Raw genomic sequence first — 25,958 nt, forward strand, 5'->3', positions numbered from 1 at the left:
AAAAGATAAAAAAAATTTGAAAATTTATTCATTCATTGATGAATTTTCTTCTTTTATCCCATGTGTCTTTACACTCGGAGTTTTTGATGGAGTTCATAGAGGCCATCAAAAAATTATTCATGATTTAGTTCTTAGAGCAAAAAAAGAAAAATTGTTTTGTTCAGTTTTACTTACTTTTCATCCACATCCAAAAGAAATATTAGAACCAAACAGAGAAATTTTTTATTTAAATACTCTTTCTGAAAGAATTTATAATCTGAAAAAAACAGGAATAGAACACTTGATTATTCATCCTTTTACTGTGAATTTTTCAAAATTAAGTACAAAAGATTTTTTGAAAAAAATTGTATCTTCTAAATTAAAAATAAAAAAATTTATCACAGGATATGATTCTCATATTGGAAAAGACAGAGATGTATCTTCTCATCATTTGAGAAAATTTTCTCCTATTTATGGATTTAAAATTTATCAAGTGAATCCTTATAAATTCAACAAAAAAATTATAAGTTCTACTAATATACGGGAATCTCTTATCAAAGGAAATATAGAATGGGCGAATCAAGCTTTAGGGTATTCGTATACTTTATCAGGTTTTGTTATCAAAGGAAATGGAATTGGAAGAATTTTAAATTATCCCACTGCTAATATTCAAGTAGATACAAAAAAATTAATTCCAAAAAAAGGAGTATATGCTGTGAAAATTAATTTTTTACATAAAAAATATCAAGGAATGTTGAACATAGGAGTATGTCCTACCATTAAAAGAAAAAATAAAAAAGTAAAGATAGAAGTTCATATCTTTGATTTTAAACAAGATATTTATGGAAAAAAAATAGATATTTTTATACTTCAAATTATTCGTGAAGAAAAAAGATTTAATACACTTCAAGATCTAAAAATACAAATGGATAAAGATCAAATAAAAATAAAAAATTTTTTTCATAAATATAGATCAAAATAATAATCATTATTGTGATAAATCAAGTAGATCAAATTATTCAACATATACTTAAAAAAAAAGAAGAAAATATAAAAAAAAAACTTTTATTAGTATCATTTGATAGTTGTATTATAAAATATATACAAAGAAAATATACTAAAGAATTTAGTGCTTCTAACAAAACAGTAATCATTTACACAATAGAAAAGTTTTTAGAAAAAATTTCTGGTTTATCTCTATCTCATATAGATTATATTCTTTTGTTTTTTTTTGAAATATTAAAAAAAAAAAATAGTGTTTTAGCAAAAAATTTTAATGATTTTTTAAAATGGGCTCCTAATATATTGAATGATTTTCATGATTTGGATATTAATTTAATTAAATTAAAATCTTTTTTTTCTTATATCATTTCTACAGAAAAAATAAAAGAATGGAATCCAAATATTTTAGAAATAGAAAAAAAAAATTTCTTTTTTTGGGAAGAAATTTACAAAATTTACTACATTCTTCAATGTCAACTTTTAAAAAAAGGAAAAGCTTATTTCGGAATGCTTTTTAGAATTTCTTTTCTTAAATTAAGAAATTTTTTTTCTAAAAACAGAAATATACAAATAGTATTTTTTCTTACAAAATCTCATTTTGTTAATGAATGCGAAAAAAAGTTCATAAATAAAATGATTCAGTTGAATCAAGAATCTCTTCTAATATATAATTTATTTTCTAGTAATAATAAGAAGAAAAAAAATTTGTTCTTAAAAAAGAATTATTATGATTTTTTCATTCAAAAGAAATATGAACCAATATCAAAAAAAATTCTCCATTTAGAGAAGATAAAAATAATCAGTGTTTCTAAAGAAATAGAACAAATACATATTGTAGAAAAAATAATTTCTAGACTTATTAAAAATGGAAAAAAACCACATAAAATAATTATAATGTTAGGAGATAACTATTTATCTATTCCTTTGTTTCATTCTCTAAAAAAAATTACAGGAGTTCATTTATCCATTATGAATTATCCATTCAAATTCCTTCCAATTCACTCGACTTTTTATTCAATTTTTCAATTGCTTTTAAGAAAAGAAAAATTCAAAAATTTTCATAAAGAAGATATAATGAGAATATTATCTGATGGATATATACAAAAGATTTTTTTAAGAAAAAAATTATTATTAGAAATATTTAACACAAAAAATTTAGATTTTATATCTGAATCTATGATAAATAAATATTTATCAAAAAACGATTTAGAAATCATTTTTAAAATACAAACTAATAAAACTAAAAAATGCATTATTGGCATTATTAGTTTCATAAAACTATTGAAAACCTTTTTTTTCCTGTTTCCAGAAAAACATCTATTAGAATTAAAATTTTTATCAGTTCTAGAAATTTATATGAAAAAAATGAAGATTTTAGTAAGAAAAACAAAAAATAGTTTTTTTTTGGGAATAAAAGATGTATTCAATCTATATCAACAATTTATAAACACAGAAAAAATACAATATAAACAACCTCATCCCCAAGGATTATCCATGATAGGATTTATGGATCCATATTTTGGAGATTTTGAAACAACAATTATAACTTCCGTTAACGAAGGAATTATTCCACCAGATAAAAAAAAATATAATACTTTCATCCCCTTAGATATTCGTAAAAAATTAAATCTTCCTATTTTTCAAGAAAACGAAGAAATCTATCAACATCATTTGATAAATATTTTGCAAACATCAAAAAATGTTTATTTGATATATAAAAATCAACCAGATGAACTAAATTCTGGAGAAAAAAGCCGTTTTATTTATCAAATAGAAATGAACTGTAATAATTTTACAACTGAAAAAAAAGAAAATATTCCATTATTTATTTCAAAAAGATCTCCTATTGTTATAAAAAAAACGGAATCTATAATCAGACGATTAGATGAACTTTCTCGTCACGGATTTTCTCCTTCTTCTATTCATTTATATAATTGTAATCCACTTTTATTTTATTATAAAAAAATTATTGGATTAAAGAATCCAGAAGAAATTTCTTTCAAACAAAAAATAGGAAAAATAGTCCACAAAATATTGGAAATATTATATAAACCTATTAAAGGTCGTTTATTAACGATTGATTTTATTAATACAATAAAAAAAGATTATGAATTTACCACAAAAAAATTTCTTTTAGAAGAAGAAACTCAAACAACTTTTCTTCCTTATCCAAAAGGAAGGAAAATGTTACTACTATCTATAGTAAAAACTTACATAAAAAATTTTATTTCATGGGATGAAAAACTAATTCAGAAAGGTCATCAAATTTTTATGAAAGAATTAGAATATAGTATTTCAACAGAATTAGAAGACATTCGATTTCAAAAAGTAAATTTATACGGAATTATAGATCGTATAGATGAATTCGATGGAACTACACGTATTATTGATTACAAAATAGGAATACAAAAATTGAAAAGATTTCATATTTCTTTGAATAAAATTGCAAATATATTTCATGATCCTAATCATGTAAATATAATGCAATTGTTAATTTACGTTTATTTGTGGTTTAAGTCTTCTAAATTTGTAGGATACAAAGAAAAACCCCCAATCATTGGAATCGTTTCTCCAGAAAAAGGAGTAGAAAACTCTATTTTAACAACTCCTATAATTTTTAAAAAAACAATGAATATTTCTTATAAAAATTATGTAGAAAATTTTTTTCCCCATCTAGTTAATAGAATTTTTGAAATTTTAGATCCAAAAATTCCTATTATAGAAAATACTAATTTTAGCGATTTTTGATATATTTTTCTATATAATTTCCAACTTCTTCAGTTGTTACTAAAGAAGAATCTATTATATCTGGTGTACAAATTTTTTTTTCAATAGAGCTTTTTACTGCTTCTTCTAAAAGAATTTTTTCTTTGCACATTCCAAAATATTCTAACATCATAGATACAGAAAGAATACATCCTAATGGATTTGCTATATTCTTTCCTTCTGCTTGAGGATAAGATCCATGAACTGGTTCAAATAAAGATTTATTATTAACTCCAATAGAAGCTGATGGAAGTAATCCCAAAGAACTAGTAATAACACTTGCCTCATCTGAAAGAATATCTCCAAACATATTATCCGTTAGAATAATATCAAATTTTTTAGGATTCATAATAATTTGCATAGCAGCATTATCTATATATAAAAACTCCAAATCCACATTTGGATAATTTAATGACATTTCCTTAATAACTTCACGCCATAATCTAGAAGTTTCTAAAACATTAGCTTTATCCACTAAAGAGATTTTTTTCTTACGAGAAAGTGCTGCTTGAAAAGCTATTTTTCCAATTTTTTCAATTTCTTTTTTGGAATAAATACAATAATCATAAGCTTCTTCTTTATTTTGAGAACGACCTTTTTTTCCAAAATAAATTCCACCAGTTAATTCTCTAAATATCAAAAAATTAACATTTTCTAATCTTTCTTTTTTTATAGGAGATTTATTTATTATTTCTGAATAAGTAATTATCGGACGGATGTTGCAATATAATCCCATTTTTTTTCTAAGTTTTAATAAACCATCTTCTGGTCTCATTCCTCTTGGATAATGATCGTATTTTGAATTTCCTATAGATCCAAATAAAACAGCATCTGATTTTAAACAACTATCTATAGTTTCTTTTGGCATAGGATCTCCAAACATTTCTATAGCTTTAGATCCTGCTATCATTTTTTTATAAAGAAAATTATGAGAAAATTTTTCTTCAATAGAATTCAAAACTTTTATTGCTTGTTTGATTACTTCAGGTCCAATTCCATCTCCTTCTATTACTACTACATTTTTTTTCATAATTAAAAAAAGTTAAAAAACAATCTTTTTTCTTCAAAAAATTTTATCTCTTTTTGAAGAGAAACTAAAAAATCTATATCATCATATCCATTTATAAAACAATTTTTTTTATATGGATGAATATAGAATTTTTCCAATTCTCCTGTTTCTAATATTTTAACAAATTGTTCAATTAAATTAACTTGAACATTTGTATGTGGATTTTTTTCAACTGTATCAAATAATTTTGATAAAAAAGATTCGGAAACTTCTATAGTTAACAATCCATTATTTAATGCATTTTCTTTAAAAATATCTGCAAAAAAACTAGATATAACGACTTTAAATCCATAATCATAAATTCCCCATACTGCATGTTCACGACTCGATCCACATCCAAAATTTCTTCCTGATAAAAGAATCTTTCCAGAAAAAACAGAATTATTTAAAATAAAATTTTTTTTTAAAGACCCATCTTTTTCATAACGCCAATCTCTAAAAATATTTTTTGCACATTCTTTACGTTTTGTTTCTTTCAAAAAACGAGCTGGCATAATTTGATCTGTATCTATATCTTCCATAGGAAAGGGAACAATTCTACTAGTTAGTAGAGTAAATTTTTTCATAAGTATTTCTTTATATCTACAATTTTTCCTTCTATGGCGATAATAGAAGCTGTCAAAGGACTTACGAGTAAAGTCCGAACTCCTGTTCCTTGTCTTCCTTCAAAATTTCTGTTAGATGTAGAAACACAATATTCTCCCATAGGAATTTTATCTTCATTCATTCCTAAACACGCAGAACATCCTGGTTGACGAAATTCAAATCCAGCATTTTTTAAAATTTTGTCTAATCCTTCTTTCTTTGCTTGTTGAATAACTTTCTGTGATCCAGGAACCACCATTACTCTTACATGATTCGCCTTTTTTTTTCCTTTCACTATCAATGCAACTAATCTTAAATCTTCTATTCTAGAATTAGTACAACTTCCTATAAAAATATAATTGATCGTTTTTCCTATTAATGATTCTCCAGGAGAAAAACCCATATAATTTAAAGATCTTTTATCATTTTCAGAAAGTGATTTTTCTGGAATGCGTTCAGAAATTTTCATACTCATTCCTGGAGTTGTTCCATAAGTGATCATTGGTTCTATATCTTCTGCATGAAGAAGATATTTTTTATCAAAAATTGTATTCTTATCTGTCTTCAAAGTAGACCAATACTCTATGTTTTTTTTGTGATGTTTTTCTTCATTTTTTAATAAATACTTTTTACACTTTTTGATGTAATCAAAAGTAATTTCATCTGGAGCTATTAATCCTCCCTTTGCTCCCATCTCAATACTCATATTACAAATTGTCATTCTTCCTTCCATACTCATATTTCTAATGACTGATCCCGTATATTCTATAAAATGTCCTATTCCCACATCTACTCCTAATTTTGAGATTATATACAAAATAACATCTTTTGGAGTTACTCCTTTTTTTAAATTTCCCTCTAATTGAATTTTCATTTGTTTAGGTTTAGAGAGCAATAAACATTGGCTTGCCATAACCATAGCAACTTGACTAGTTCCAATACCAAAAGCAATACTTCCAAAAGCTCCATGAGTAGATGTATGACTATCTCCACAAACTATTGTCATTCCAGGCAAAGTTAGCCCCAATTCAGGACCAATCACATGAACAATTCCATGATTTTCATGCCCAAGTCCATAAAACGTAATTCCAAATTTTTTACAATTTTTTATTAAAAAATTTATTTGTTTTCTAGAAAGAGGATCTGAAATAGGTAAATGTTGATTTTTTGTAGGAACATTATGATCTACAGTAGCTATAATTTGTTTGGGTCTAAAAACAGAAAAACCTCTTTTTTTTAATTCTAAAAAAGCTTGAGGACTCGTAACTTCATGTATATAATGTCTATCAATATAAAGTACATCTAACTTATTTTCCAATTTTTTTATTGTATGAGATTCCCAAACTTTATCAAATAAAGATTTTTTAGACATGTTTAAACAACATTTATTCTTCTTCTAATGTGTTGTAATCTATTTTTATTATTGTTTCCTTTATTATTGGCTTCTTCTAAAATAATTTTTAATTCTTGATCAGATATCTCCTTTTTTTTATCAGCATATCTTAAAAAAATAGAATAAACTAAATCTAAAGAATTTTTATTTAAAAAATGTCCCAATTTTTTATAACGATAATCCAAAGCTGCCCTTCCACTTCTAGCTGTTAAAATAATTGAAGAATGGTTATGAATTCCAACATCTTCTGGATTAATGCTTTCATAAGTTTCTCTTTTCTTTATTATTCCATCTTGATGAATTCCTGATGAATGAGAAAAAGCATTCATTCCTACAATCGCTTTATTTGCCTGTACTTTCATTCCTGTACATTCAGAAACTAAATGACTTATTGAAGAAATAAGTTTTGTTTTTATATTTGTAAATAAATTCAAATGAGAATTTTGTTTAATGATCATAACGATTTCTTCTAATGAAGTATTTCCAGCTCTTTCCCCAATTCCATTAATAGTACATTCTACTTGTTGTGCTCCATTTATTATTCCAGATAAAGAATTTGCAGTAGCCAATCCCAAATCATTGTGACAATGAGTCGATAATGTAATATTATGGATTCCCTTAACATTTTCCTTAAGAAATTTAATTTTTATACCATATTCTTCTGGTAAACAATAACCTGTAGTATCAGGAATATTAATAACTGTTGCTCCATATTTAATTACAGCTTCACAAACTTTTGCTAAAAAATCGTTATTTGTACGTCCTGCATCTTCTGCATAAAATTCTACATCTTCTACAAATTTTTTTGCATATTTTACAGCTTGTATAGCTCTTTCTATAATTTTTTCTGGAGTACTATTAAATTTATAACGAATATGGCAATCAGAAGTTCCTATTCCAGTGTGAATTCTAGATCTTTTTGCATATTTTAAAGCACTTCCTGCTATTTTTATATCTTTTTCTACAGCTCTAGATAAAGCACAAATAATAGGTTTTGAAATAGATTTACAAATTTCTTGAACAGATTGATAATCTCCTGGACTCGAAGTTGGAAACCCTGCTTCAATGACATCTACTCCCAAATATTCTAGTTGTTTCGCTATTTTTATTTTTTCTTTAGTATTTAGTTTACATCCTGGAACTTGTTCTCCATCACGCAACGTTGTATCAAAAATATGAATTCTTTTCTTTTCCATACTATTTGGATTATTTTAATTCCATTTCAAAACTATCTCTTACAAAAAAAAAATAATATAAAATAATTTTTATATTTACAATGTATAAAAATACAAAATATTTTATATTTTTCTGTTTATCAAGCTTAATAACTTGAAAAAATTACAATGTTAACAAAAATGAATAATAAGAAAATGGATCATCTTCTTCTATTAATTCAATCTCTATCTAAATCCGAAAAAAAGAATTTTAAACTTTATGCAAATAGAATAAAAAAAAACAAAAACGCTAAGTTCATAAAACTTTTTGAAATAATGAGCAAAATAAATTCTTATCAAGAAAAAGAAATATTGGAAAATACATTCATAAAAAAAATTCAATTATCTAATATGAAAGCTCATTTATATAAACAGATTTTGATTAGTCTTAGACGACAGCAGAAGCATATTCTAGAAAATTATGATATACAAATACATGAATTTTTAGATTTTGCTAAAATATTATACGATAAAGGTCTTTATCTACAAAGCTTAAAATTTTTAAAAAAAGCAAAAGTTATAGCTAAATGTAATGAATCAAACACAATTTTGTTAGAGTTAGTAGAATTTGAAAAAATGATAGAATCTCAACATATTACCAGAAGTATTTATTCTAGATCTGGAGAATTATCTTTAGAATCTAAAGAATTAATTGAAAGAGTTCAATGTCATAATGCTTTATCTAGTCTATCTTTAGAATTATACGGATTATATTTAAAAGTAGGATATGTAAGAAATGAAAAAGACAAAATATTTATAGAAACATATTTTCGTACAAATCTTACAAAATTTGATATAACTAAACTTAGTTTTTATGAAAAATTGTTTTTATATCAAGCTCAAGTATGGTACCATTATATTAGACAAGATTTTATCATGTGTTATAGGTCATCTTGTAAATGGGTTGAGCTGTTTCAAAATCATGAAAAAGCAAAAAAAATAGCTCCTGTCAGTTATTTAAAAGGATATCATTATTTACTAGATACTTTATTTTACTTGAACCATTACTCTAAATTCAAAAACGTTTTAGAAAAATTTGAAAAAGAAGTTCAAAATGGAGATATTATTTTAAATGGAAATACAAAAATATTAATTTTTATGTACAAATATACTAATCGTATTAATAAACATTATATGGAAGGAACTTTTTCTGAAGGGGTAAAAAATATTCTTCCTTCTTTATTCCAAGATTTAAATAAAATTTCTACTCGTTTAGACTCTCATTATATTATGGTACTTTATTATAAAATTGCTTGTTTATATTTTGGAAGTGGAGACAATAAAAATACCATTAGATATTTACTAAAAATTATGGAAAATAAAGAAAAAAATTTAAGACAAGATTTACAATGTTTTGCTCGACTTTTACATTTAATTGCTTGTTACGAAAGTGGATTAGATGAAAATATGGATCGTAAAATACAATCTGCATACAAATTTTTTATTCAAATGGATGATTTATACATTGTACAAAAAAAAATTATTCATTTTTTCAAAAACCTAGGAACTTTTTATCCACATCAAATTAAAGGACAATTTAAAAAATTAAGAGAAAAATTAATTAAATATTCTGATCATCCTTATGAAAAAAGAACTTTTCTATATCTAGATATCATTTCATGGTTAAATTCAAAAATAGAAAATAAATCCATTGAAATAATTATAAAAGAAAAATTTTTAAAAAATCATTGTTAATTTAACAATAAAATGATTTTAAAAAAAAGAACCAAAAAATATGAAAAAACAAAATTAATGAATGTGACAAACATATTTGAAATATCATATTTCATGATCAAATAAAAAAGAAAAAAAATACTAAAAAATAACTTTAAAATTGTCTCTATCACATAGAGAGAAATAATTGATCTAGGTTTTTTATTAAAAATAAAAAAAAATAATAAAAAAAAACTATTAATAAGAAACAGAAATACATATCCTATTATGAAATAGGAAAAATCCCTTTCATAAAAAAAATTACAAATTATATGTATAAATAATATAAACGAAAAAAAAACTACCAGTTTAAATTTTTTAATTATCATTAGTTTGAAAAATAAATAAAAAAAAAAACATAAAAATAAAATTAATCAAAATGTTCTTTAATAAAAAAACATGCAAAACATTATTGATGAACTTTCTTGGAGAGGTTTAATTCAAAATAAAGTTCCTGGAGTAGAAGAACAACTAAAAAAACGTACGACTATATATATTGGATTTGATCCAACATCTAATTCTTTACATTTGGGAAGTTTGCTTCCTATTATTATGTTGATTCATTTTCAAAAAATGGGACATCAATCTTTAGCATTGATTGGAGAAGCTACAGGAATGATAGGAGATCCATCGTATAAATATGATCGTAGAATTTTTTTGAATCAAAAAACTTTACAAAAAAATACAAAATCTATCAAAAATCAACTTTCTAAACTATTAAATTTTCATTCTGAAAAAGTAGAATTATTAAACAATTTTAATTGGATGAAAAATATTTCCTTTTTAAAATTTATCCGTGATATAGGAAAACATTTCTCTATAAATTATCTGATATCTAAAGATTCTGTAAAAAAACGTGTTAAAAATAAAAATGACGGAATTTCTTTTACTGAGTTTTCTTATTCTCTCATACAAGGATATGATTTTCTCTATTTAAATCAAAAAAAAAATTGCTTTATTCAAATTGGAGGATCAGATCAATGGGGAAACATTACTGCGGGAATAGAGCTTATTAGAAAAAAAACAGGAAAAAAAGCATATGGAATCACTTTTCCTTTGGTAACAAAACCTAATGGAAAAAAATTTGGAAAGAGTGAAAAAGGAGAAAATATATGGTTAGATAAAAATCGCACTTCTCCATACAAATTTTATCAATTTTGGATAAATGTATCTGATATGGATATTGAAAAATTTATTAAAATTTATACCTTTCTTCCTAAGGAAAAAATCAATACATTAATTTTAAAACATAGAAATAATCCAAAAAAGAGATTACTACAAAAAAAACTAGCATGTGAAATGACAAAATGGGTTCATGGAAATGAAGCTTATGAAAAAGCTATAAATATTTCAAATATTTTATTTGAAAAAAAGTATACAAATACTTTTTTACAATCTTTAGATGAAAAAACTATATTTTCCATATACAAAAATATACCACATATGCTCTTTCCTAAAAAAGAGTTTGAAAAAGGTATTTATTTATTAGATTTTTTAAAAAAAAGCAGTTTTTTTTCTTCTAAAAGTCAAGCAAATCGTGCTTTAAATGCAAATTCAATTTTTATCAATAAAATATCTATCAAAGAAAACATATTATTAAATAAAGAAAATGTAATAGGAAAAAAATACATTTTACTTCAATTTGGAAAAAAAGAATTTTTTCTTATAAAACTTAAATAATAAAGTAGATTTAATATCCAAAACTTTTTAATTTATTGTAATTTGAACGCCAATTTTTACATACTTTTACATCTAATTTTAGAGAGACTTTCTTTTTAAAAAAATCCTCTATTTCTTTTATAGAAAAAAATCTTAATTTTCGAACAGAATTTCCATTATTTCCAATGAGAATATTTTTTTGAGAATCACGTTCCACGTATATAGATGAAAAAATATCTATTTCAATTTCATTTTTATTAAATTTTTCTGTAAAAACCTCAACGGAGTAAGGAATTTCTTTATAATAGAAAAAAAATATTTTTTCTCTAATAATTTCATTAACAAAAAATCGTTCCGACTTATCACTTAAAATTCCTTTGGGATAATAAGGAGGGTGTTCAGATAACAATCCTAAAATTTTATTCATTAATAAATCTTGATTTATTTTTTTTAATGCAGATATAGGTAATATTTCTGAATTAGGAATAAATTTATGCCAATAATCTATTGTCTCATAGAATAATTTTTCACTATATTCTATCCCTATTTTATCTATTTTATTTATTAAAATAATGATAGGAATATTTCTATTTTGAATAGGATTCAATATAAAAGAAAAATATTTTTTTTCCATGAAATGGAATTTTCTCATTTCTGTCATAAATAAAACAATATCAGCATCTTCTAAAGATTTTTCCACATATTGCATCATTATTCTTTGCATAGGAGAAATTGGGTTTATAATAATTCCTGGAGTATCAGAAAAAATAATCTGAAAATCAGACTCATCAATAATTCCTAATATTCTATGACGAGTGGTTTGTGGTTTTTTCGTAATAATAGAAATTTTTTTTCCTACAAGAGAATTTATTAATGTTGATTTTCCTACATTTGGAAATCCTATAATATTAACAAAACTAGACTTATGAATAATCACTCAATAAAAATATTGTTTATTGTATTTTTACCGTTTTTGATTCTGATTTTCTAAATACAATTCCTTTTTCTTTAAAAAAATCTACTAATATTTTAGTATTGTTATGTATTTCTCCTTGAATAATTTTTTTAGAAAGTTGATTTAAAATATCATGTTGAATTACTCTTTTTAATGGTCTAGCCCCAAAATGAGGATCATATCCTTTTTCAGATAAATATGCTATTGCTTCATTTGTCGCTTCTATAGAAATATTTTTCTTTGACAATAAGAATCCTAATTTTTTCATTTGTAATTTTACAATTTCTTTAATCTCTTTTCTAGAAAGAGGTTTAAACAAAATTATTTCGTCAATACGATTAATAAACTCTGGTCTTACTATATTTTTTAATAAATCTATCAAAGACTTTTTTATGGATTCTATTCCATTAGAATAATGAACTTCTTGGTTTAATTTTTCTTGAATCATATCTGCTCCTATATTGGAAGTCATAATAATGATTGTATTGGTAAAATTTGCTGTACGACCTTTATTATCTGTCAATCTTCCATCATCTAATACCTGTAAAAGGATATTAAATATATCTGAATGAGCTTTTTCAATTTCATCTAATAATATAACACTATAAGGACGACGACGTATGGATTCTGTTAGTTGTCCACTTTCTTCATATCCAACATAACCTGGAGGAGCTCCAATCAATCTACTTATTGAATGACTTTCTTGATACTCACTCATATCTATACGAACCATATTATTTTCATTATCAAAAAGATATTCTGCTAACGTTTTAGCCAATTCCGTTTTTCCTACTCCTGTACTTCCCATAAAAAGAAAAGATCCTATAGGTTTTTTTTCATCTTGAAGTCCAGCTCTAGAACGTCGTATAGCATTTGCCACAGATTGAATAGCATTTTTTTGACCTATAACTCTCTTATGTAATTTTTTCTCTAGAGATAACAATTTTTCTTTTTCACTTTGTAACATTTTAGTAATTGGAATTCCAGTCCACTTAGAAACAACTTGAGCAATATCTTCTCTAAAAACTTCTTCTTGTATCATTTTTTTTCCATTTTCATTTTGTTTTTTTAATTTTTCTTCAAATAATTTAACTTTCTTTTCTTCTTCTTTAATTTTCCCATATCTTAATTCAGCTACTTTTCCATAATCTCCTAATCGTTCTGCTTGTTCTGCTTCAAACTTAAAATTTTCTATTTTATCCTTAGATTTTTGTATTCCTTCAACCAAATCCTTTTCACTTTGCCATTGATTTTGTAATTTTTTTCTTTTTTCATTCAATTTCGCCAATTCCTTCTTTAATAAAATTAGTTGTTTTTCATCATTTTCTCTTTTTATAGCTTCTATTTGTATTTCCATTTGCATTATTTTTCGATGTAAAACATCTAATTCTTCAGGTTTTGAATTAATTTCCATTCTTAGTTTTGATGCAGCTTCATCAATAAGATCAATAGCTTTATCAGGTAAAAATCGTTCGTTAATATAACGTTGAGATAATTCTACAGCAGCAATAATAGATTCATCTTTAATTCTTACTTTATGATGACTTTCATATTTTTCTTTAATTCCACGTAATATAGATATAGCATCTGTCACAGATGGTTCATCAACATATACTTGTTGAAATCTTCTTTCTAAAGCTTTATCTATTCTAAAATATTTCTGGTATTCATTTAAAGTAGTTGCTCCTATTGCGCGAAGTTCTCCTCTTGCTAATGCAGGTTTTAAAATATTTGCTGCATCTATAGATCCTTCTCCTCCTCCTGTACTGACTAAGGTATGTATTTCATCAATAAATAAAATAATATCTCCATTTGAAAAAGTCACTTCTTTTATAACGCCTTTAAGACGTTCTTCAAATTCCCCTTTATATTTGGCTCCTGCAATAAGAGATGCCATATCTAAAGAGTAAACTTGTTTATTTTTTAAATTATCTGGAATATCTCCATTAATAATACGATGAGCTAATCCTTCAGCAATAGCTGTTTTTCCAACTCCAGGTTCTCCAATTAAAATTGGATTATTTTTTGTTCTTCTAGATAAAATTTGTAAAACTCTACGTATTTCTTCATCACGTCCAATAACAGGATCTAATTTTCCTTTACTTGCCCATTCATTAAGATTTTTTGCATATTTTTCTAAAGAAGCATTAGAAGAGTTTTCTGTCATTTGAGAAACGACATTTCCACTTTCTTTTCTTATATCCTTAATGATTTTCTTTATATCTTCTTCAGTAATTCCTTGATCTTTCAATAATTGAGATGTATAATCAGAATTCATAAAAATAGCATAAAAAAGATGTTCAATAGAAATAAATTTATCTTTTAAACTATTAGCATAGATTTCTGCTCTATTTAACATTTGTATTACATGATTACTTAAATGTTGACTAATTGGCTTACTTAATATTCTAGGATAAGTAGAAATAATACGATCTACTCCTATCATTAGGATTTTATGATTGATATTTAATTTTTCTAAGATAAAAGAAATAATATTATCTTCTTTTTCTAGTAAAGATTTCAATATATGTGCATTTTCAATAGATTGTTGGTTATTTTTTAATGCAATTTGTTGTGCTTTTTGTATAATATTTTGAGATTTTATAGTAAATTTATTAGAATTCATAAAATAATGAAATTTGTTTATCCTAATCTGGATACTGAGTTAATATTAAACTAATAAGTTCCATTTTTTTTTTTTTACAATATAAAAAAAACATATTTATGTTAATATTTACTTTCGTGTTTTTATTTTTATGATAAAAAAAGAAGAAATACAATCTCTTTCAGAAAGAATTAATAGAATTCATGATGTTCTAAACATTCAAAAAATGAAAATCTTTCTTGAAAAAGAACAAGAAAGATTTTTTCATCCTAGTTTTTGTAAAAATTACAAAAAATATAAAAATTTCGTAAAACGTTTACATGTTATGAAAACATGTATAAAAGATTTTTTTGAATTAAAAAATGCTATGGAAGAACTAGAAATTCTTTTTTCTCTTTCTAAAGAAGAAAACGAAGAGAGTATTGAAATTGAAAAAGAACTTCATCTTCAATTTAGTAAGACTAAAAAATTATTATCAAACATAGAATTAAAAAATCTTCTTTCTAAAGAAGAAGATGTTTTGAATGCTATATTACAAATTTCTTCTGGAGCAGGAGGAACTGAAAGTTGTGATTGGACATCTATGTTAATGAGAATGTATGTGATGTGGGCTGAAAAAAAGAAATATTCCGTTAAAAAAATTCATCATCTTCCTGGAGATATTACAGGGATGAAATCCGTGACTTTAGAACTGAATGGATTGTATGCATTTGGATATCTAAAAGGAGAAAATGGAGTTCATAGGTTAATACGAATCTCTCCATTTGACAATAACTCAAAACGACATACTTCTTTTTCTTCTGTTTATGTCTATCCTTTAATAGATAAAAAAAATATTGATATTGATATTAAATCTTCAGATATCCAATGGGAAACTTTTCGTTCTGGAGGAGCAGGGGGACAAAATGTTAATAAAGTAGAAACAGGAGTTAGATTACGTCATCTCCCAACAGGAATTATGATAGAAAATACAGAATATCGTTCACAAATACAAAATAGACAAAAAGCTTTACAACTTTTGAAATCTAGATTATTTGAAATAGAAATCATTAAAAAAAATGAAAAAAAAAATCAGATAGAATCTGAAAAAAAAAAGATAGAATGGGGATCTCAAATACGAAATTATATCATGCATCCTTACAAATTGGTAAAGGATTTAAGAACAGGTTATGAAACTAATCAAATTCATTCTGTCATGAATGGAGAAATAGATATTTTTTTAAAAAAATTTTTAGTCTATAATAAAAAAAGAGAAGAAAAATAAAGAAAAAAATTTAAAATTTTTTCTTAGTTATTGATTTTTTTTTTAAATAAAAAAAAAAGATCATTAATTCTTCTATTTTTCGATTGATGAAAATTCGTTACGCTGATCTTATAGATCAAACTTTTGATTTTCCTACAGAGGAATTTTCTATTAAAAATAATCTGTTAGAGTTTCATGGAATTCCACTAATGAACCTTATTAAAAGATATGGAACTCCATTGAAATTTACTTTTTTGCCAAAAATCTCTCAAAATATACAAAAAGCTAGAAAATGGTTTGAAAAAGCTATTCATTCTAATCAATATAATAACAAATATACTTATTGTTACTGTACAAAAAGTTCTCATTTTTCTTTTGTTTTAGAAGAAGCGTTGAAAAATAATATTAGCATTGAAACTTCATATGCTTATGATATAGAAATTGTTAAAAATCTTTATCAAAAAGGAAAAACAAATAAAAATATTGAAGTAATCTGTAATGGATTTAAAACTCATAATTACATAGAAAATATATCAAAATTGATTAATAATGGTTTTTATAATACTATCCCCATATTAGATAATTCAGATGAATTAGATAAATTAAACTTATTTATCAATTATCCATTTAAATTAGGAATACGAATTGCTTCTGAGGAAGAACCAAAATTTGAATTCTATACTTCTCGTTTAGGTATTGGATATAAAGATATTATTGTTTTTTATTTAAACAAAATAAAAGATAATCCTAAAGTGGAATTAAAAATGTTACATTTTTTTATCAATACGGGAATTAAAGATACAGCTTATTATTGGAATGAACTTTTTAAATGTTTACACATTTATGCGAGACTAAAAAAAATAGCTCCGGAATTAGATATTTTAAATATAGGAGGGGGATTTCCCATTAAAACATCTATGTCTTTTGAATATGATTACGAATATATGACTAATGAAATTGTTTATCAAATTAAAAAATTTTGTCAAGAAGAAGATATTTCAGAGCCACATATATATACAGAGTTTGGAGCTTACACAGTTGGAGAAAGTGGAGGAATTTTATATAAAATTCTTAATCAGAAACGTCAAAATGACAGAGAAAAATGGAATATGATAGATAGTTCATTTATGACGACTCTTCCTGACACTTGGGCTATAAGAAGTAGATTTATTATGATGGCTATCAATCGTTGGAATGATTCATATGAAAGAGTTTTTTTAGGAGGATTAACATGTGATAGTGATGATTATTATAACTCAGAACAACATATGAATGCTATTTATCTTCCTTGTTTTCGTGAAAATATCCCACTTTACATTGGTTTTTTTAATACTGGAGCATATCAAGATACAATTAGTGGATATGGAGGAGTTCATCATTGTTTAATTCCTCAACCTATTCATATTTTAATAGATCATGATAATAAAAAAAACTTTGTCTATAAAATATTTCGTAATTCACAAAGTCCTGAAGAGATTTTAAAAATATTAGGCTATTAATTTTTTTTTATTAAAAAAATAAAATATTTATGAATAAAAAAACTTTTGCAGGAATTCCTAAAAAATACGCCTTACTTGAAAAATCCAAAATTGTACTTATTCCTGTTCCATATGATTATACAGGAACATGGAAAAAAGGATCTAAAAAAGGTCCAAAAGCTTTCTTATCTGCATCAGAACATATGGAATTATATGATATTGAAACTAATTCAGAAGTATACAAAAAAGGAATTTTTATTGTCCCATCACCTATTGTCAATTCTTCAATTCCTTCCAAGGAGATGATTAAAAAAGTATACGATATTACAAAAAAATATCTTTTTAAAAAAAAATTTGTTACTCTCATAGGAGGAGAACATTCTATTTCAATAGGGAGTATTCGAGCGTTTGGAGAAACATATACGAATATGAGTATTCTTCATATGGATGCACATGCAGATTTACGTCCTATGTATAATGGAGATCCTTATAATCACGCTTGTTCCATGTATGAAGCATCAAAAAAATATCCTGTTATACAAATTGGAATTCGAAGTATGGATATACTAGAAAAAAAATATATAAAAAAAGAAAATACATTTTATATCCATGATATTTATAAAAATGATTTATGGATGAAAAAAGCAATTCAGAAATTATCTAAAAATGTGTTTCTTAGCATAGATATAGATGTTTTTGATCCAAGTATAGCCCCTTCTACAGGAACTCCAGAACCAGGTGGAATGTTCTGGTACAAAACTTTAAAATTCTTAAAAATGGTATTCAAAAATAAGAAAGTTATAGGATTTGATATTGTGGAACTCTTGCCAAATGAAAAAGAATCTTCTACAGATTTTTTAGTAGTTAAACTATATTACAAACTATTGTCATATAAATTTTCACTACATAATACATAATTATTATGAATCAAAATCAAAAAATCATTATAGCTATAGATGGATATTCTTCTTCCGGAAAAAGTACTCTTGCTCAAAAGATATCTAAAATACTGAAATATACTTATATAGATACAGGGGCCATGTATAGAAGTATTGCTTTATTAGCGATTCAAAAAAATGTTTTTAACAGTGATTTATGGAATCTTACTAATTTAATTCCTTTTTTGAAAAATATTGATTTTCAATTTCAATGGAATAAAATATTAAATAGAACAGATTTTCTTTTTAATAAGAAAAATGTTCAATATGAAATTCGTTCAAAAGAAGTTACAAATAAAGTAAGTTTAATAGCTAGAATCCCAGAAGTTCGTGAAATATTGACAATGAAACAGAGAAACTTTGTAAAAAATATTCCTCTTAATAAAGGAATTATTATAGATGGAAGAGATATAGGGAATATTGTTTTTCCTCAATCAAAATTAAAAATTTTTATGACAAGTTCTATAGAAATTCGTTCCTACAGAAGATATAAAGAAATTAAAAAAAGAGGAGAATTATCTTCTTATGAAGAAATAAGGAAAAATATTCTGTATAGAGATATGATAGATATTTCTAGAAAAATTTCTCCATTAAAAAAACCTATAGATTCCATAGAAATAGACAATACATTTCTTAACACTGAAAAACAATTAATGCTTGTCCTTCAATTGATAAAAAAAAATATAATAAAAAAGAAAAAAAATCATATATGAAACTTTTAAATGGAAAAATCGCAATAGTAACAGGAGGTTCAGGAGACATTGGAAAATCTATTGTGAAAACATTTGTAAAACATGGCGCTTATGTTATTTTTACATTTTTTTTTTCAAAAAAAAATGCTATAAAATTATCCAGTGAATTGGGAAATTCAGTAGAAGCACATAAAATAGATCTTACAGATTTTGATTCTTCACAAAACTTTGTGAAAAAAGTTATGGAAAAATTTGGAGGAATAGATATATTAGTAAACAATGCTGGAATAATAAAAGACAATTTATTGCTTAGAATGTCTGAAGAAGATTGGGATAAGGTTATTCGAACTAATATTTATTCTATTTTTTATCTTACAAAATATGTAATTAGTTATTCTATGATAAAAAAAAAAAATGGAAGCATTATTAATATGAGTTCTGTTATAGGAATGACGGGAAATTCTGGACAGTCTAATTATGCAGCATCTAAAGCAGGAATTATTGGATTTACTAAATCAGTTGCTAAAGAATTCGGAAAAAAGAACATTCGTTGTAATGTTATAGCTCCTGGATACATTGATACAAAAATGAATTCTCATTTTCAATCCAAAATAAAGGAAAATTGGATTAGAAATATTCCCTTAAAAAGACCTGGAATTCCTCAAGATGTAGCCAATTGTAGTCTATTCCTTGCGTCTGATCTTTCCAATTATATTACTGGAGAAGTATTAAATGTTAATGGAGGATTAATTTAATATGTTATATTCAAATAAAAAAATTGTTCAAAGTTTAGGAGAAATTCTAATAGCAAAATCTATTATACATATAATAATTTCTCCAGGATCTAGAAATGCTCCTCTTATCATTCATTTTACACAACATATGTCTTTTAAAACTTATAGTGTTGTAGATGAACGTTGTGCAGGATTTTTTGCTTTAGGAATTTCACAACAAATAAAAAAACCTGTAGTCCTTAGTTGTACCTCTGGATCCGCAGTAGTGAACTATTATCCTGCAGTTACAGAAGCTTTTTACCAAAATATTCCTCTTATTTTTCTCACTGCAGATCGTCCTAAAGAAATTATAGATGTTTTTGAAGGACAGTCTATTCATCAGGAAAATATTTTTCAAAAACACGTAGAAACATCTATTCAACTAACAGAAGATGAATCTAAATCAGGATTATGGTATAATGATAGATTGATGAATGAATCTATTAATAGATGTATTTTAAAAAAAAAACCTATACATATTAATATTCCTTTTTCAGAACCTCTTTATGAAACAACAAACTATTTACAAGTAAAACCTAAAATTATAAAAACTATCTCCGTTGAGAATAATTATATTGAAAAAAATAAATATAAAAAAGAAAAATATATATGGAAAAAATCTAAAAAAAAAATGATTTTACTAGGATTGTTTTTTCCAGAAAGAAACATGGAAAGGATTTTAAAAAATTTAAGTATAGATCCTTCTATAGTCATTTTCACAGAAACAACATCTCATATATATGGAAAATTTTCTTTTCCTATAGATCCGCTTATTCTTAGCATGAAATCTAAAGAATGGCTTCAACTGAAGCCTAATCTTTTGTTGACTATTGGAATCAATATTATATCAAAAAAAATAAAATTTTATTTAAGAAAATATCCACCAATGTATCATTGGCATATAGGAGATCATCAAAATAATTACCCAGATACCTATTACAAATTAACGACCTATTGGGCTATTAAACCAGAAACTTTTCTAAAAAAATTTTTTTGTACTAACAAAAATAATAATGTGAATAATTCTCATTCACAATTATCAAATTATAGATATCTATGGGAAAAATTAAGGAAATTTAGAATAAAAAAACAAAATTCTTTTTTAAAAAAAGAAAAAAGTTTTTCAGATATTCAAGTTTTATTTTTTATATTTAAATCTATTCCTAATCATTCTATTTTACAATTAGGAAACAGCACCATTATACGATATTATCAACTTTTCTATAAAAAAAAATATTCTGTTAAATCTTATTGTAATCGTGGAACTTCTGGAATAGATGGATGTGTTTCTACAGCTATAGGTTCTGCTGTTAGCAGTAAAAAAATTGTGACACTAATTATAGGAGATATAAGTTTTTTTTATGATAGTAATGCTTTATGGAACAATTATATTCCAAATAATTTTAGAATTATACTTATCAACAATGAAGGAGGAAATATATTTAGATTTTTTTCAAATAAAATTCCTAAGAAAAGTTTTAATTTTTTTGAAACAAAACATTCTTTTACTGCAGAAAAAATTTGTGAAATGCATAATTGGAAATATGAAAGAGTTTCAGATAAATTTTCTTTGAAAAAAAGTTTATATATTTTTTGGAACAAATCCGATATTCCTTCTTTATTAGAAATAAAGACTCAAAAATCCAATAACGCAAAAATATTGAAAAGATATTTATCTTAATTTTCCATTTTATATTTACTAAAATAAGTAAAAAAAATATCATAAATAGCTTTAATTCTAGCAAGAATTTCTCTGAACTGTATTTTGGAATCAAAAGATAGACTTTTTGCATTAAACCCTATAACATCTAATCCTAAACAATTTCCTATAAAAATAGCTCTCTCATTATGAAATTTTTGAGAGATGATAGTAAATTTTTTTTGATTAAAAATTTTGTGAACTCTTATCACAGAATGTAAAGTACTAATTCCTGAAAAATCTTCATATATAAAAGATGAAGGAATTCCTTTTTTCATTAATTCTTTTTTCATCATTTTTGGTTCATTATAATTCCTCTCTCTATTATCTCCACTAACAATTATATAACGAATTTTTTTATGAAAAAAAAGAAAATAAGCCGCATCCATTCTATATTTAAAATAAGCGTTTATTCCTCCTCCATGCAAATATTTAGAAGTACCTAAAACAACTCCAAATGTATTATATGGAATGTCATTGACATGATCATAACTTTTTCTTATTGACCATAAACTGATTCCAAAATACAAAGAATAAAACAATAAAATAATAAAAAAAAATATACGTTTTATTTTTAATTAATGCAATAATCGTATTCTACGAATAATAAAAAGAATCATCTTCAATTACCCATTCCCCCTTTTCCAAAAAAAATTCTACTTGTTTAAATTTTATGTTTTTAGTTTCTCCAGTAACTAGATGACGAATATTAATTCGATTATTTCTTCCTAACTTTTTTTCTCCTTTCATTATAGGATCAATCATCATCTTGTTTTTATTGGAAATATTATATAAAACATCACTTCTCATAAGAGTAGATTTAAGTAAAAAAGAAATAACTTTTTTGTTTATTTCATAAACTTTTTCTTGAAATAAATTAAAAGCATTCTGCTTATAAACTATTAAAGGATCTTTTTGTTCAAAAACAGCATTTTGAACTGAAGATCGTAAACTATCCATTTCTCGTAAATGTTCTTTCCATTTTTCATCTAGAAAACACAATATAGTCTTTTTTTCAAACATAGATAATAAAGATCTTCCCTGACTCTCATAAATTTCTTTCAAACTTGATCCAAAACAAATATTAGTTATTCCATCTGTAAATATGATTTGAATTTGATAATTTTCATAATTTCTTTCAAAAAGATTCGAGATATTAGTAGATATAATAGGAAAAAAGTTCTTAGAAATCATTTTTTCTTTTTTCTTTTCATAAAAAGAAATGATCTTATCATGAAGTAAATTGATACAATCACGTTCTTTATACGAAAAGAATTCACTTTTTTGTATAGGAAAATGAATTCCGAAAATTTGAAAAAATTCAAACTCAAAATTATTGAAAGATTTCTTCCCTAGTAAAATCATTATCTCTAACAAGAGATAGACCATATTAGATATATCTAAACTTAATTCATTTTCACAACATAACGCATTTTTACGTTTTTTATAGATAAACTCTCGTTGTTTATTAATCACATCATCATAATCTAGTAAACGTTTACGTATACTAAAATTATTATCCTCTATTTTTTTTTGCGCTCTTTCTATAGACCTTGTTAATAAAGGATGTTGAATAATATCTCCTTCCTTATGACCAAAACGATCCATTAATTTTGACAATCTTTCTGAATCTATAAATAAACGAATTAAATTATCTTCTAGAGATACATAAAATTGAGAAGTTCCTGGATCTCCTTGACGCCCAGAACGTCCTCTTAATTGATTATCGACTCTTCTAGAATCATGTCTTTCAGTTCCTAAAACAGCTAATCCCCCATATTTTACTACTTCTTTAGAAAGTTTTATATCCGTTCCACGACCAGCCATATTTGTTGCTATAGTTACAGCACCAGGAAGACCTGCTTTTGCTATGATTTCTGCTTCTTTGTCGTGTAATTTAGCATTTAAAACATTATGTGAAATTTTTCTAAATTTCAAAGCTCTACTTAGAAATTCAGAGACTTCAACAGAAGTAGTTCCAACAAGAACTGGACGTTTTTCATTTTTAGAAAAATGAATAATTTTTTCTAAAATAGCATTATATTTTTCACGTTGTGTTTTAAAAACAAAATCTTGTAAATCTTTTCTTTTTGTAGGTTTATGAGTAGGAATCACTACTACATCCAATTTGTATATATGCCAAAATTCTCCAGATTCCGTTTCTGCTGTTCCTGTCATTCCAGATATTTTTTTGTACATTCTAAAATAATTCTGCAAAGTGATTGTAGCAAGAGTTTGACTAGAGGATTCTATTTTTACATGTTCTTTCGCTTCGATAGCTTGATGAAGTCCATCAGAATAACGTCTTCCTTCCATAATACGACCAGTTTGCTGGTCCACTATTTTAACTCTTCCTCCTAAGACTACATAATCGACATCTCTCTCAAAAAGAGTATAAGCTTTAAGAAGCTGATTAATAATATGTATACGTTGTGATTTTACAGAAAAATTTTTTAATTTTTTTTCTTTTTCTCTAATTTCTTCTTCTTTAGAAAAATTTTTCTTTTCTAATTCTGTTATTTCCACATTTATATCAGGAAGGACAAAAAAACCTATATCTTCTACATTTTTAGATAAAAACTCAATCCCTTTATCTGTCAATTCTACAGTATTATTTTTTTCATCTATTACAAAATAAAGATCTTTATCTACTCTATACATGGCCCTCCCATTATCCTGTAATAAATACTGACTTTCTATCTTTTGTAAAATTAAACGAATATTATCTTCACTTAAAAATTTAATTAAAGATTTTTTCTTTGGTAACCCACGATATGCTTGAAAAAGTTTAAATCCTCCTATTTTTTTGTCTCCAGATTTTATTAAGCTCTTAGCTTCATAAAAAAAATTACTAACTATTTTATTTTGTTGATTAACAAGATCTTCTACTTTATCTTTTAAAAATTTAAATTCATCTTTATTATCTTTATCAGGTTGAACAGAACCTGAAATGATTAAAGGAGTACGGGCTTCATCTATTAACACAGAATCAATCTCATCTATTATAGCATAATTTAACTCTCTTTGAACCAGTTCTTCTTTAGAACTTGCCATATTATCACGCAAATAATCAAACCCGAACTCATTATTCGTTCCATAAGTTATATCAGCTTGATAAGCTTTTTTACGTAAATAGAGATTAGAAGATAGATAATTATCAATACAATCCACTTTTAATCCATGAAATTCCATTAAAGGAGACATCCAACTCATATCTCTTTTAGATAAATAATTGTTTACTGTCACAATATGGACTCCTCTTCCAGAAAGAGCATTTAAATAAGCTGATAAAGTCGCAACAAAAGTTTTTCCTTCTCCTGTCGCCATTTCAGCTATTTTTCCTTGATGAAGAACGACACCTCCCATTAATTGAACGTCATAATAAACCATATCCCAAATGATGGATTTTCCATGAGCATCCCATTCATTTCTCCAAATAGCCATGTCTTTGTGCAAAAAAACATAAGGCTTTATTTTTGAAATTTCTTCATCAAATAATGTGGATTTGACTATAAGTTCTTTTTTTTCTTTAAACCTTTTTGCTGTTTCTTTCATCACAGAAAAAGCTTTTGCTAAAATATTTGTTAATATTTTTTGTTCTTCTTTATAACATTCTTCTTGTAATTTTTCTAAATGAGAGTAATTTTCCTCTAGAGTACTTAGAGTACAAGATTTTTCTTTTATTTTATTTAGTATTAATTTTTCTTCTTCATAAAATTTTTTTGTAGATATTTTTATGAGATTCTTAAATTCTTTAGTTTTATTTCTTAATTCATCATCTGATAATAATGAGATTTTTTTCTCTTCTTCTTTGATATGAATCAAAATTTTTCTAACCTCTTTAAGATCTTTTTCATTCTTATTTCCTAAGAACTTCTTTAAAAGATTTCTAAAAAAATTCATTAGTATAAAATGTTATAAAACATATTTTTTTTTATTTTTGAATTTGAAATTAAAGTTCATATTCATCTCTATTCCAATAAAAATCTTCATCATCACGTGGATAATCTGCCCATATATCTTCTATAGATTCAAAAACTTCTCCTTCTCCATTCTCTAACTGCTGAAGATTTTCCACGACTTCTAATGGAGCACCAGTACGGATAGCAAAATCAATTAATTCTTCTTTTGTTGCAGGCCAAGGAGCATCTTCTAAATGAGAAGCTAATTCTAAAGTCCAATACATATTATATAT

General features: G+C 24.9%; 19 protein-coding genes. 10 read left to right on the top strand and 9 right to left on the bottom strand.

The annotated features are described in order from the left end of the window. The first annotated feature begins 16 nt into the window (after nt 1-16). On the top strand, nt 17-961 hold the full coding sequence (locus tag H0H77_RS02780) for a bifunctional riboflavin kinase/FAD synthetase (RefSeq protein WP_185851531.1): 945 nt from the start codon (nt 17-19) through the stop codon (nt 959-961). A gap of 11 nt (nt 962-972) precedes the next feature. Then, nucleotides 973-3,729 (top strand): PD-(D/E)XK nuclease family protein, encoded by a 2,757-nt coding sequence (locus H0H77_RS02785; RefSeq protein ID WP_185851532.1) that lies wholly within the window; start codon nt 973-975, stop codon nt 3,727-3,729. On the opposite strand, the gene leuB is transcribed toward H0H77_RS02785, so the two are convergent. From leuB to H0H77_RS02805, 4 genes are read right to left on the bottom strand one after another with little or no spacing between them, the layout of a single operon-like run. After that, entirely contained in the window at nt 3,716-4,777 is a 1,062-nt protein-coding gene (leuB, locus tag H0H77_RS02790; protein ID WP_185851533.1) for a 3-isopropylmalate dehydrogenase, read from the bottom strand. The genes H0H77_RS02785 and leuB overlap by 14 nt on opposite strands. A 2-nt stretch (nt 4,778-4,779) precedes the next feature. Then, entirely contained in the window at nt 4,780-5,382 is a 603-nt protein-coding gene (leuD, locus tag H0H77_RS02795; protein WP_185851534.1) for a 3-isopropylmalate dehydratase small subunit, read from the bottom strand. Next, a complete protein-coding gene (leuC, locus tag H0H77_RS02800; RefSeq protein WP_185851535.1) occupies nt 5,379-6,773 on the bottom strand; it encodes a 3-isopropylmalate dehydratase large subunit in 1,395 nt (464 codons plus the stop codon). The genes leuD and leuC overlap by 4 nt, the downstream gene beginning before the upstream one ends. A gap of 2 nt (nt 6,774-6,775) precedes the next feature. Beyond that, nucleotides 6,776-7,990 (bottom strand): 2-isopropylmalate synthase, encoded by a 1,215-nt coding sequence (locus tag H0H77_RS02805; protein WP_185851536.1) that lies wholly within the window; start codon nt 7,988-7,990, stop codon nt 6,776-6,778. Between the two features lie 147 nt (nt 7,991-8,137). On the opposite strand from H0H77_RS02805, the gene H0H77_RS02810 reads away from it, so the two are divergent. Together H0H77_RS02810 and tyrS are read left to right on the top strand one after the other, a co-directional pair. After that, nucleotides 8,138-9,703 carry a hypothetical protein gene (locus H0H77_RS02810; RefSeq protein WP_238783790.1) on the top strand — a complete coding sequence of 522 codons (1,566 nt, stop codon included), beginning with the start codon at nt 8,138-8,140 and terminating at the stop codon, nt 9,701-9,703. A 417-nt stretch (nt 9,704-10,120) separates the two neighbouring features. Next, nucleotides 10,121-11,401 (top strand): tyrosine--tRNA ligase, encoded by a 1,281-nt coding sequence (tyrS, locus tag H0H77_RS02815; RefSeq protein WP_185851537.1) that lies wholly within the window; start codon nt 10,121-10,123, stop codon nt 11,399-11,401. Between the two features lie 10 nt (nt 11,402-11,411). Here tyrS and era read toward each other — a convergent pair whose 3' ends face one another. Together era and clpB are read right to left on the bottom strand one after the other, a co-directional pair. Then, on the bottom strand, nt 11,412-12,314 hold the full coding sequence (era, locus tag H0H77_RS02820) for a GTPase Era (protein ID WP_185851886.1): 903 nt from the start codon (nt 12,312-12,314) through the stop codon (nt 11,412-11,414). Between the two features lie 19 nt (nt 12,315-12,333). Then, nucleotides 12,334-14,961, bottom strand: a complete 2,628-nt coding sequence (gene clpB, locus H0H77_RS02825) for an ATP-dependent chaperone ClpB (protein ID WP_185851538.1) — start codon at nt 14,959-14,961, stop codon at nt 12,334-12,336. A 130-nt stretch (nt 14,962-15,091) separates the two neighbouring features. Between clpB and prfB the strand changes: the two genes are divergently transcribed. The 6 genes from prfB (at nt 15,092) to menD (ending at nt 21,745) form a co-directional block, all read left to right on the top strand. Then, nucleotides 15,092-16,204: a peptide chain release factor 2 gene (gene prfB, locus H0H77_RS02830; RefSeq protein WP_185851539.1), complete on the top strand. Its 1,113-nt coding sequence runs from the start codon at nt 15,092-15,094 to the stop codon at nt 16,202-16,204. Between the two features lie 86 nt (nt 16,205-16,290). Continuing rightward, nucleotides 16,291-17,682, top strand: a complete 1,392-nt coding sequence (locus H0H77_RS02835; protein ID WP_185851540.1) for a type III PLP-dependent enzyme domain-containing protein — start codon at nt 16,291-16,293, stop codon at nt 17,680-17,682. A 29-nt stretch (nt 17,683-17,711) separates the two neighbouring features. Beyond that, on the top strand, nt 17,712-18,578 hold the full coding sequence (gene speB / locus H0H77_RS02840) for an agmatinase (RefSeq protein WP_185851541.1): 867 nt from the start codon (nt 17,712-17,714) through the stop codon (nt 18,576-18,578). Between the two features lie 5 nt (nt 18,579-18,583). Next, complete coding sequence (gene cmk, locus H0H77_RS02845) at nt 18,584-19,312, top strand: (d)CMP kinase (protein WP_185851542.1); 729 nt, start codon at nt 18,584-18,586, stop codon at nt 19,310-19,312. After that, complete coding sequence (gene fabG, locus H0H77_RS02850; protein ID WP_185851543.1) at nt 19,309-20,046, top strand: 3-oxoacyl-[acyl-carrier-protein] reductase; 738 nt, start codon at nt 19,309-19,311, stop codon at nt 20,044-20,046. The genes cmk and fabG overlap by 4 nt, the downstream gene beginning before the upstream one ends. Nucleotide 20,047: 1 nt before the next feature. Further along, the gene (menD, locus tag H0H77_RS02855; protein ID WP_185851544.1) at nt 20,048-21,745 is read left to right on the top strand and encodes a 2-succinyl-5-enolpyruvyl-6-hydroxy-3-cyclohexene-1-carboxylic-acid synthase; all 1,698 of its coding nucleotides are present in this window, start codon (nt 20,048-20,050) and stop codon (nt 21,743-21,745) included. Here the strand turns inward: menD and H0H77_RS02860 are convergent. Genes H0H77_RS02860 through H0H77_RS02870 form a run of 3 tightly spaced genes read right to left on the bottom strand, consistent with a single transcriptional unit; the run spans nt 21,742 to nt 25,949 of the window. Continuing rightward, nucleotides 21,742-22,305, bottom strand: coding sequence for a SanA/YdcF family protein (locus H0H77_RS02860; protein ID WP_238783791.1), 564 nt, complete (start codon nt 22,303-22,305; stop codon nt 21,742-21,744). The genes menD and H0H77_RS02860 overlap by 4 nt on opposite strands. Before the next feature lie 55 nt (nt 22,306-22,360). Then, entirely contained in the window at nt 22,361-25,666 is a 3,306-nt protein-coding gene (secA, locus tag H0H77_RS02865) for a preprotein translocase subunit SecA (RefSeq protein WP_185851545.1), read from the bottom strand. 49 nt (nt 25,667-25,715) lie between these two features. Then, nucleotides 25,716-25,949 carry a DUF2795 domain-containing protein gene (locus H0H77_RS02870; RefSeq protein WP_012821710.1) on the bottom strand — a complete coding sequence of 78 codons (234 nt, stop codon included), beginning with the start codon at nt 25,947-25,949 and terminating at the stop codon, nt 25,716-25,718. Nucleotides 25,950-25,958 lie beyond the last annotated feature (9 nt).

Source organism: Blattabacterium cuenoti (genome assembly GCF_014251255.1).
Taxonomy (GTDB): Bacteria; Bacteroidota; Bacteroidia; order Flavobacteriales; family Blattabacteriaceae; genus Blattabacterium; species Blattabacterium cuenoti_W.

What these genes read in the sequence shown, in the direction of transcription:
- H0H77_RS02870 (WP_012821710.1), bottom strand. Translation starts at nt 25,949, where the DNA reads ATGTATTGGACTTTAGAATTAGCTTCTCATTTAGAAGATGCTCCTTGG.
- H0H77_RS02835 (WP_185851540.1), top strand. Translation starts at nt 16,291, where the DNA reads ATGAAAATTCGTTACGCTGATCTTATAGATCAAACTTTTGATTTTCCT.
- secA (WP_185851545.1), bottom strand. Translation starts at nt 25,666, where the DNA reads ATGAATTTTTTTAGAAATCTTTTAAAGAAGTTCTTAGGAAATAAGAAT.
- H0H77_RS02805 (WP_185851536.1), bottom strand. Translation starts at nt 7,990, where the DNA reads ATGGAAAAGAAAAGAATTCATATTTTTGATACAACGTTGCGTGATGGA.
- prfB (WP_185851539.1), top strand. Translation starts at nt 15,092, where the DNA reads ATGATAAAAAAAGAAGAAATACAATCTCTTTCAGAAAGAATTAATAGA.
- leuD (WP_185851534.1), bottom strand. Translation starts at nt 5,382, where the DNA reads ATGAAAAAATTTACTCTACTAACTAGTAGAATTGTTCCCTTTCCTATG.
- leuB (WP_185851533.1), bottom strand. Translation starts at nt 4,777, where the DNA reads ATGAAAAAAAATGTAGTAGTAATAGAAGGAGATGGAATTGGACCTGAA.
- clpB (WP_185851538.1), bottom strand. Translation starts at nt 14,961, where the DNA reads ATGAATTCTAATAAATTTACTATAAAATCTCAAAATATTATACAAAAA.
- H0H77_RS02810 (WP_238783790.1), top strand. Translation starts at nt 8,138, where the DNA reads ATGTTAACAAAAATGAATAATAAGAAAATGGATCATCTTCTTCTATTA.
- tyrS (WP_185851537.1), top strand. Translation starts at nt 10,121, where the DNA reads ATGCAAAACATTATTGATGAACTTTCTTGGAGAGGTTTAATTCAAAAT.
- fabG (WP_185851543.1), top strand. Translation starts at nt 19,309, where the DNA reads ATGAAACTTTTAAATGGAAAAATCGCAATAGTAACAGGAGGTTCAGGA.
- menD (WP_185851544.1), top strand. Translation starts at nt 20,048, where the DNA reads ATGTTATATTCAAATAAAAAAATTGTTCAAAGTTTAGGAGAAATTCTA.
- leuC (WP_185851535.1), bottom strand. Translation starts at nt 6,773, where the DNA reads ATGTCTAAAAAATCTTTATTTGATAAAGTTTGGGAATCTCATACAATA.
- cmk (WP_185851542.1), top strand. Translation starts at nt 18,584, where the DNA reads ATGAATCAAAATCAAAAAATCATTATAGCTATAGATGGATATTCTTCT.
- speB (WP_185851541.1), top strand. Translation starts at nt 17,712, where the DNA reads ATGAATAAAAAAACTTTTGCAGGAATTCCTAAAAAATACGCCTTACTT.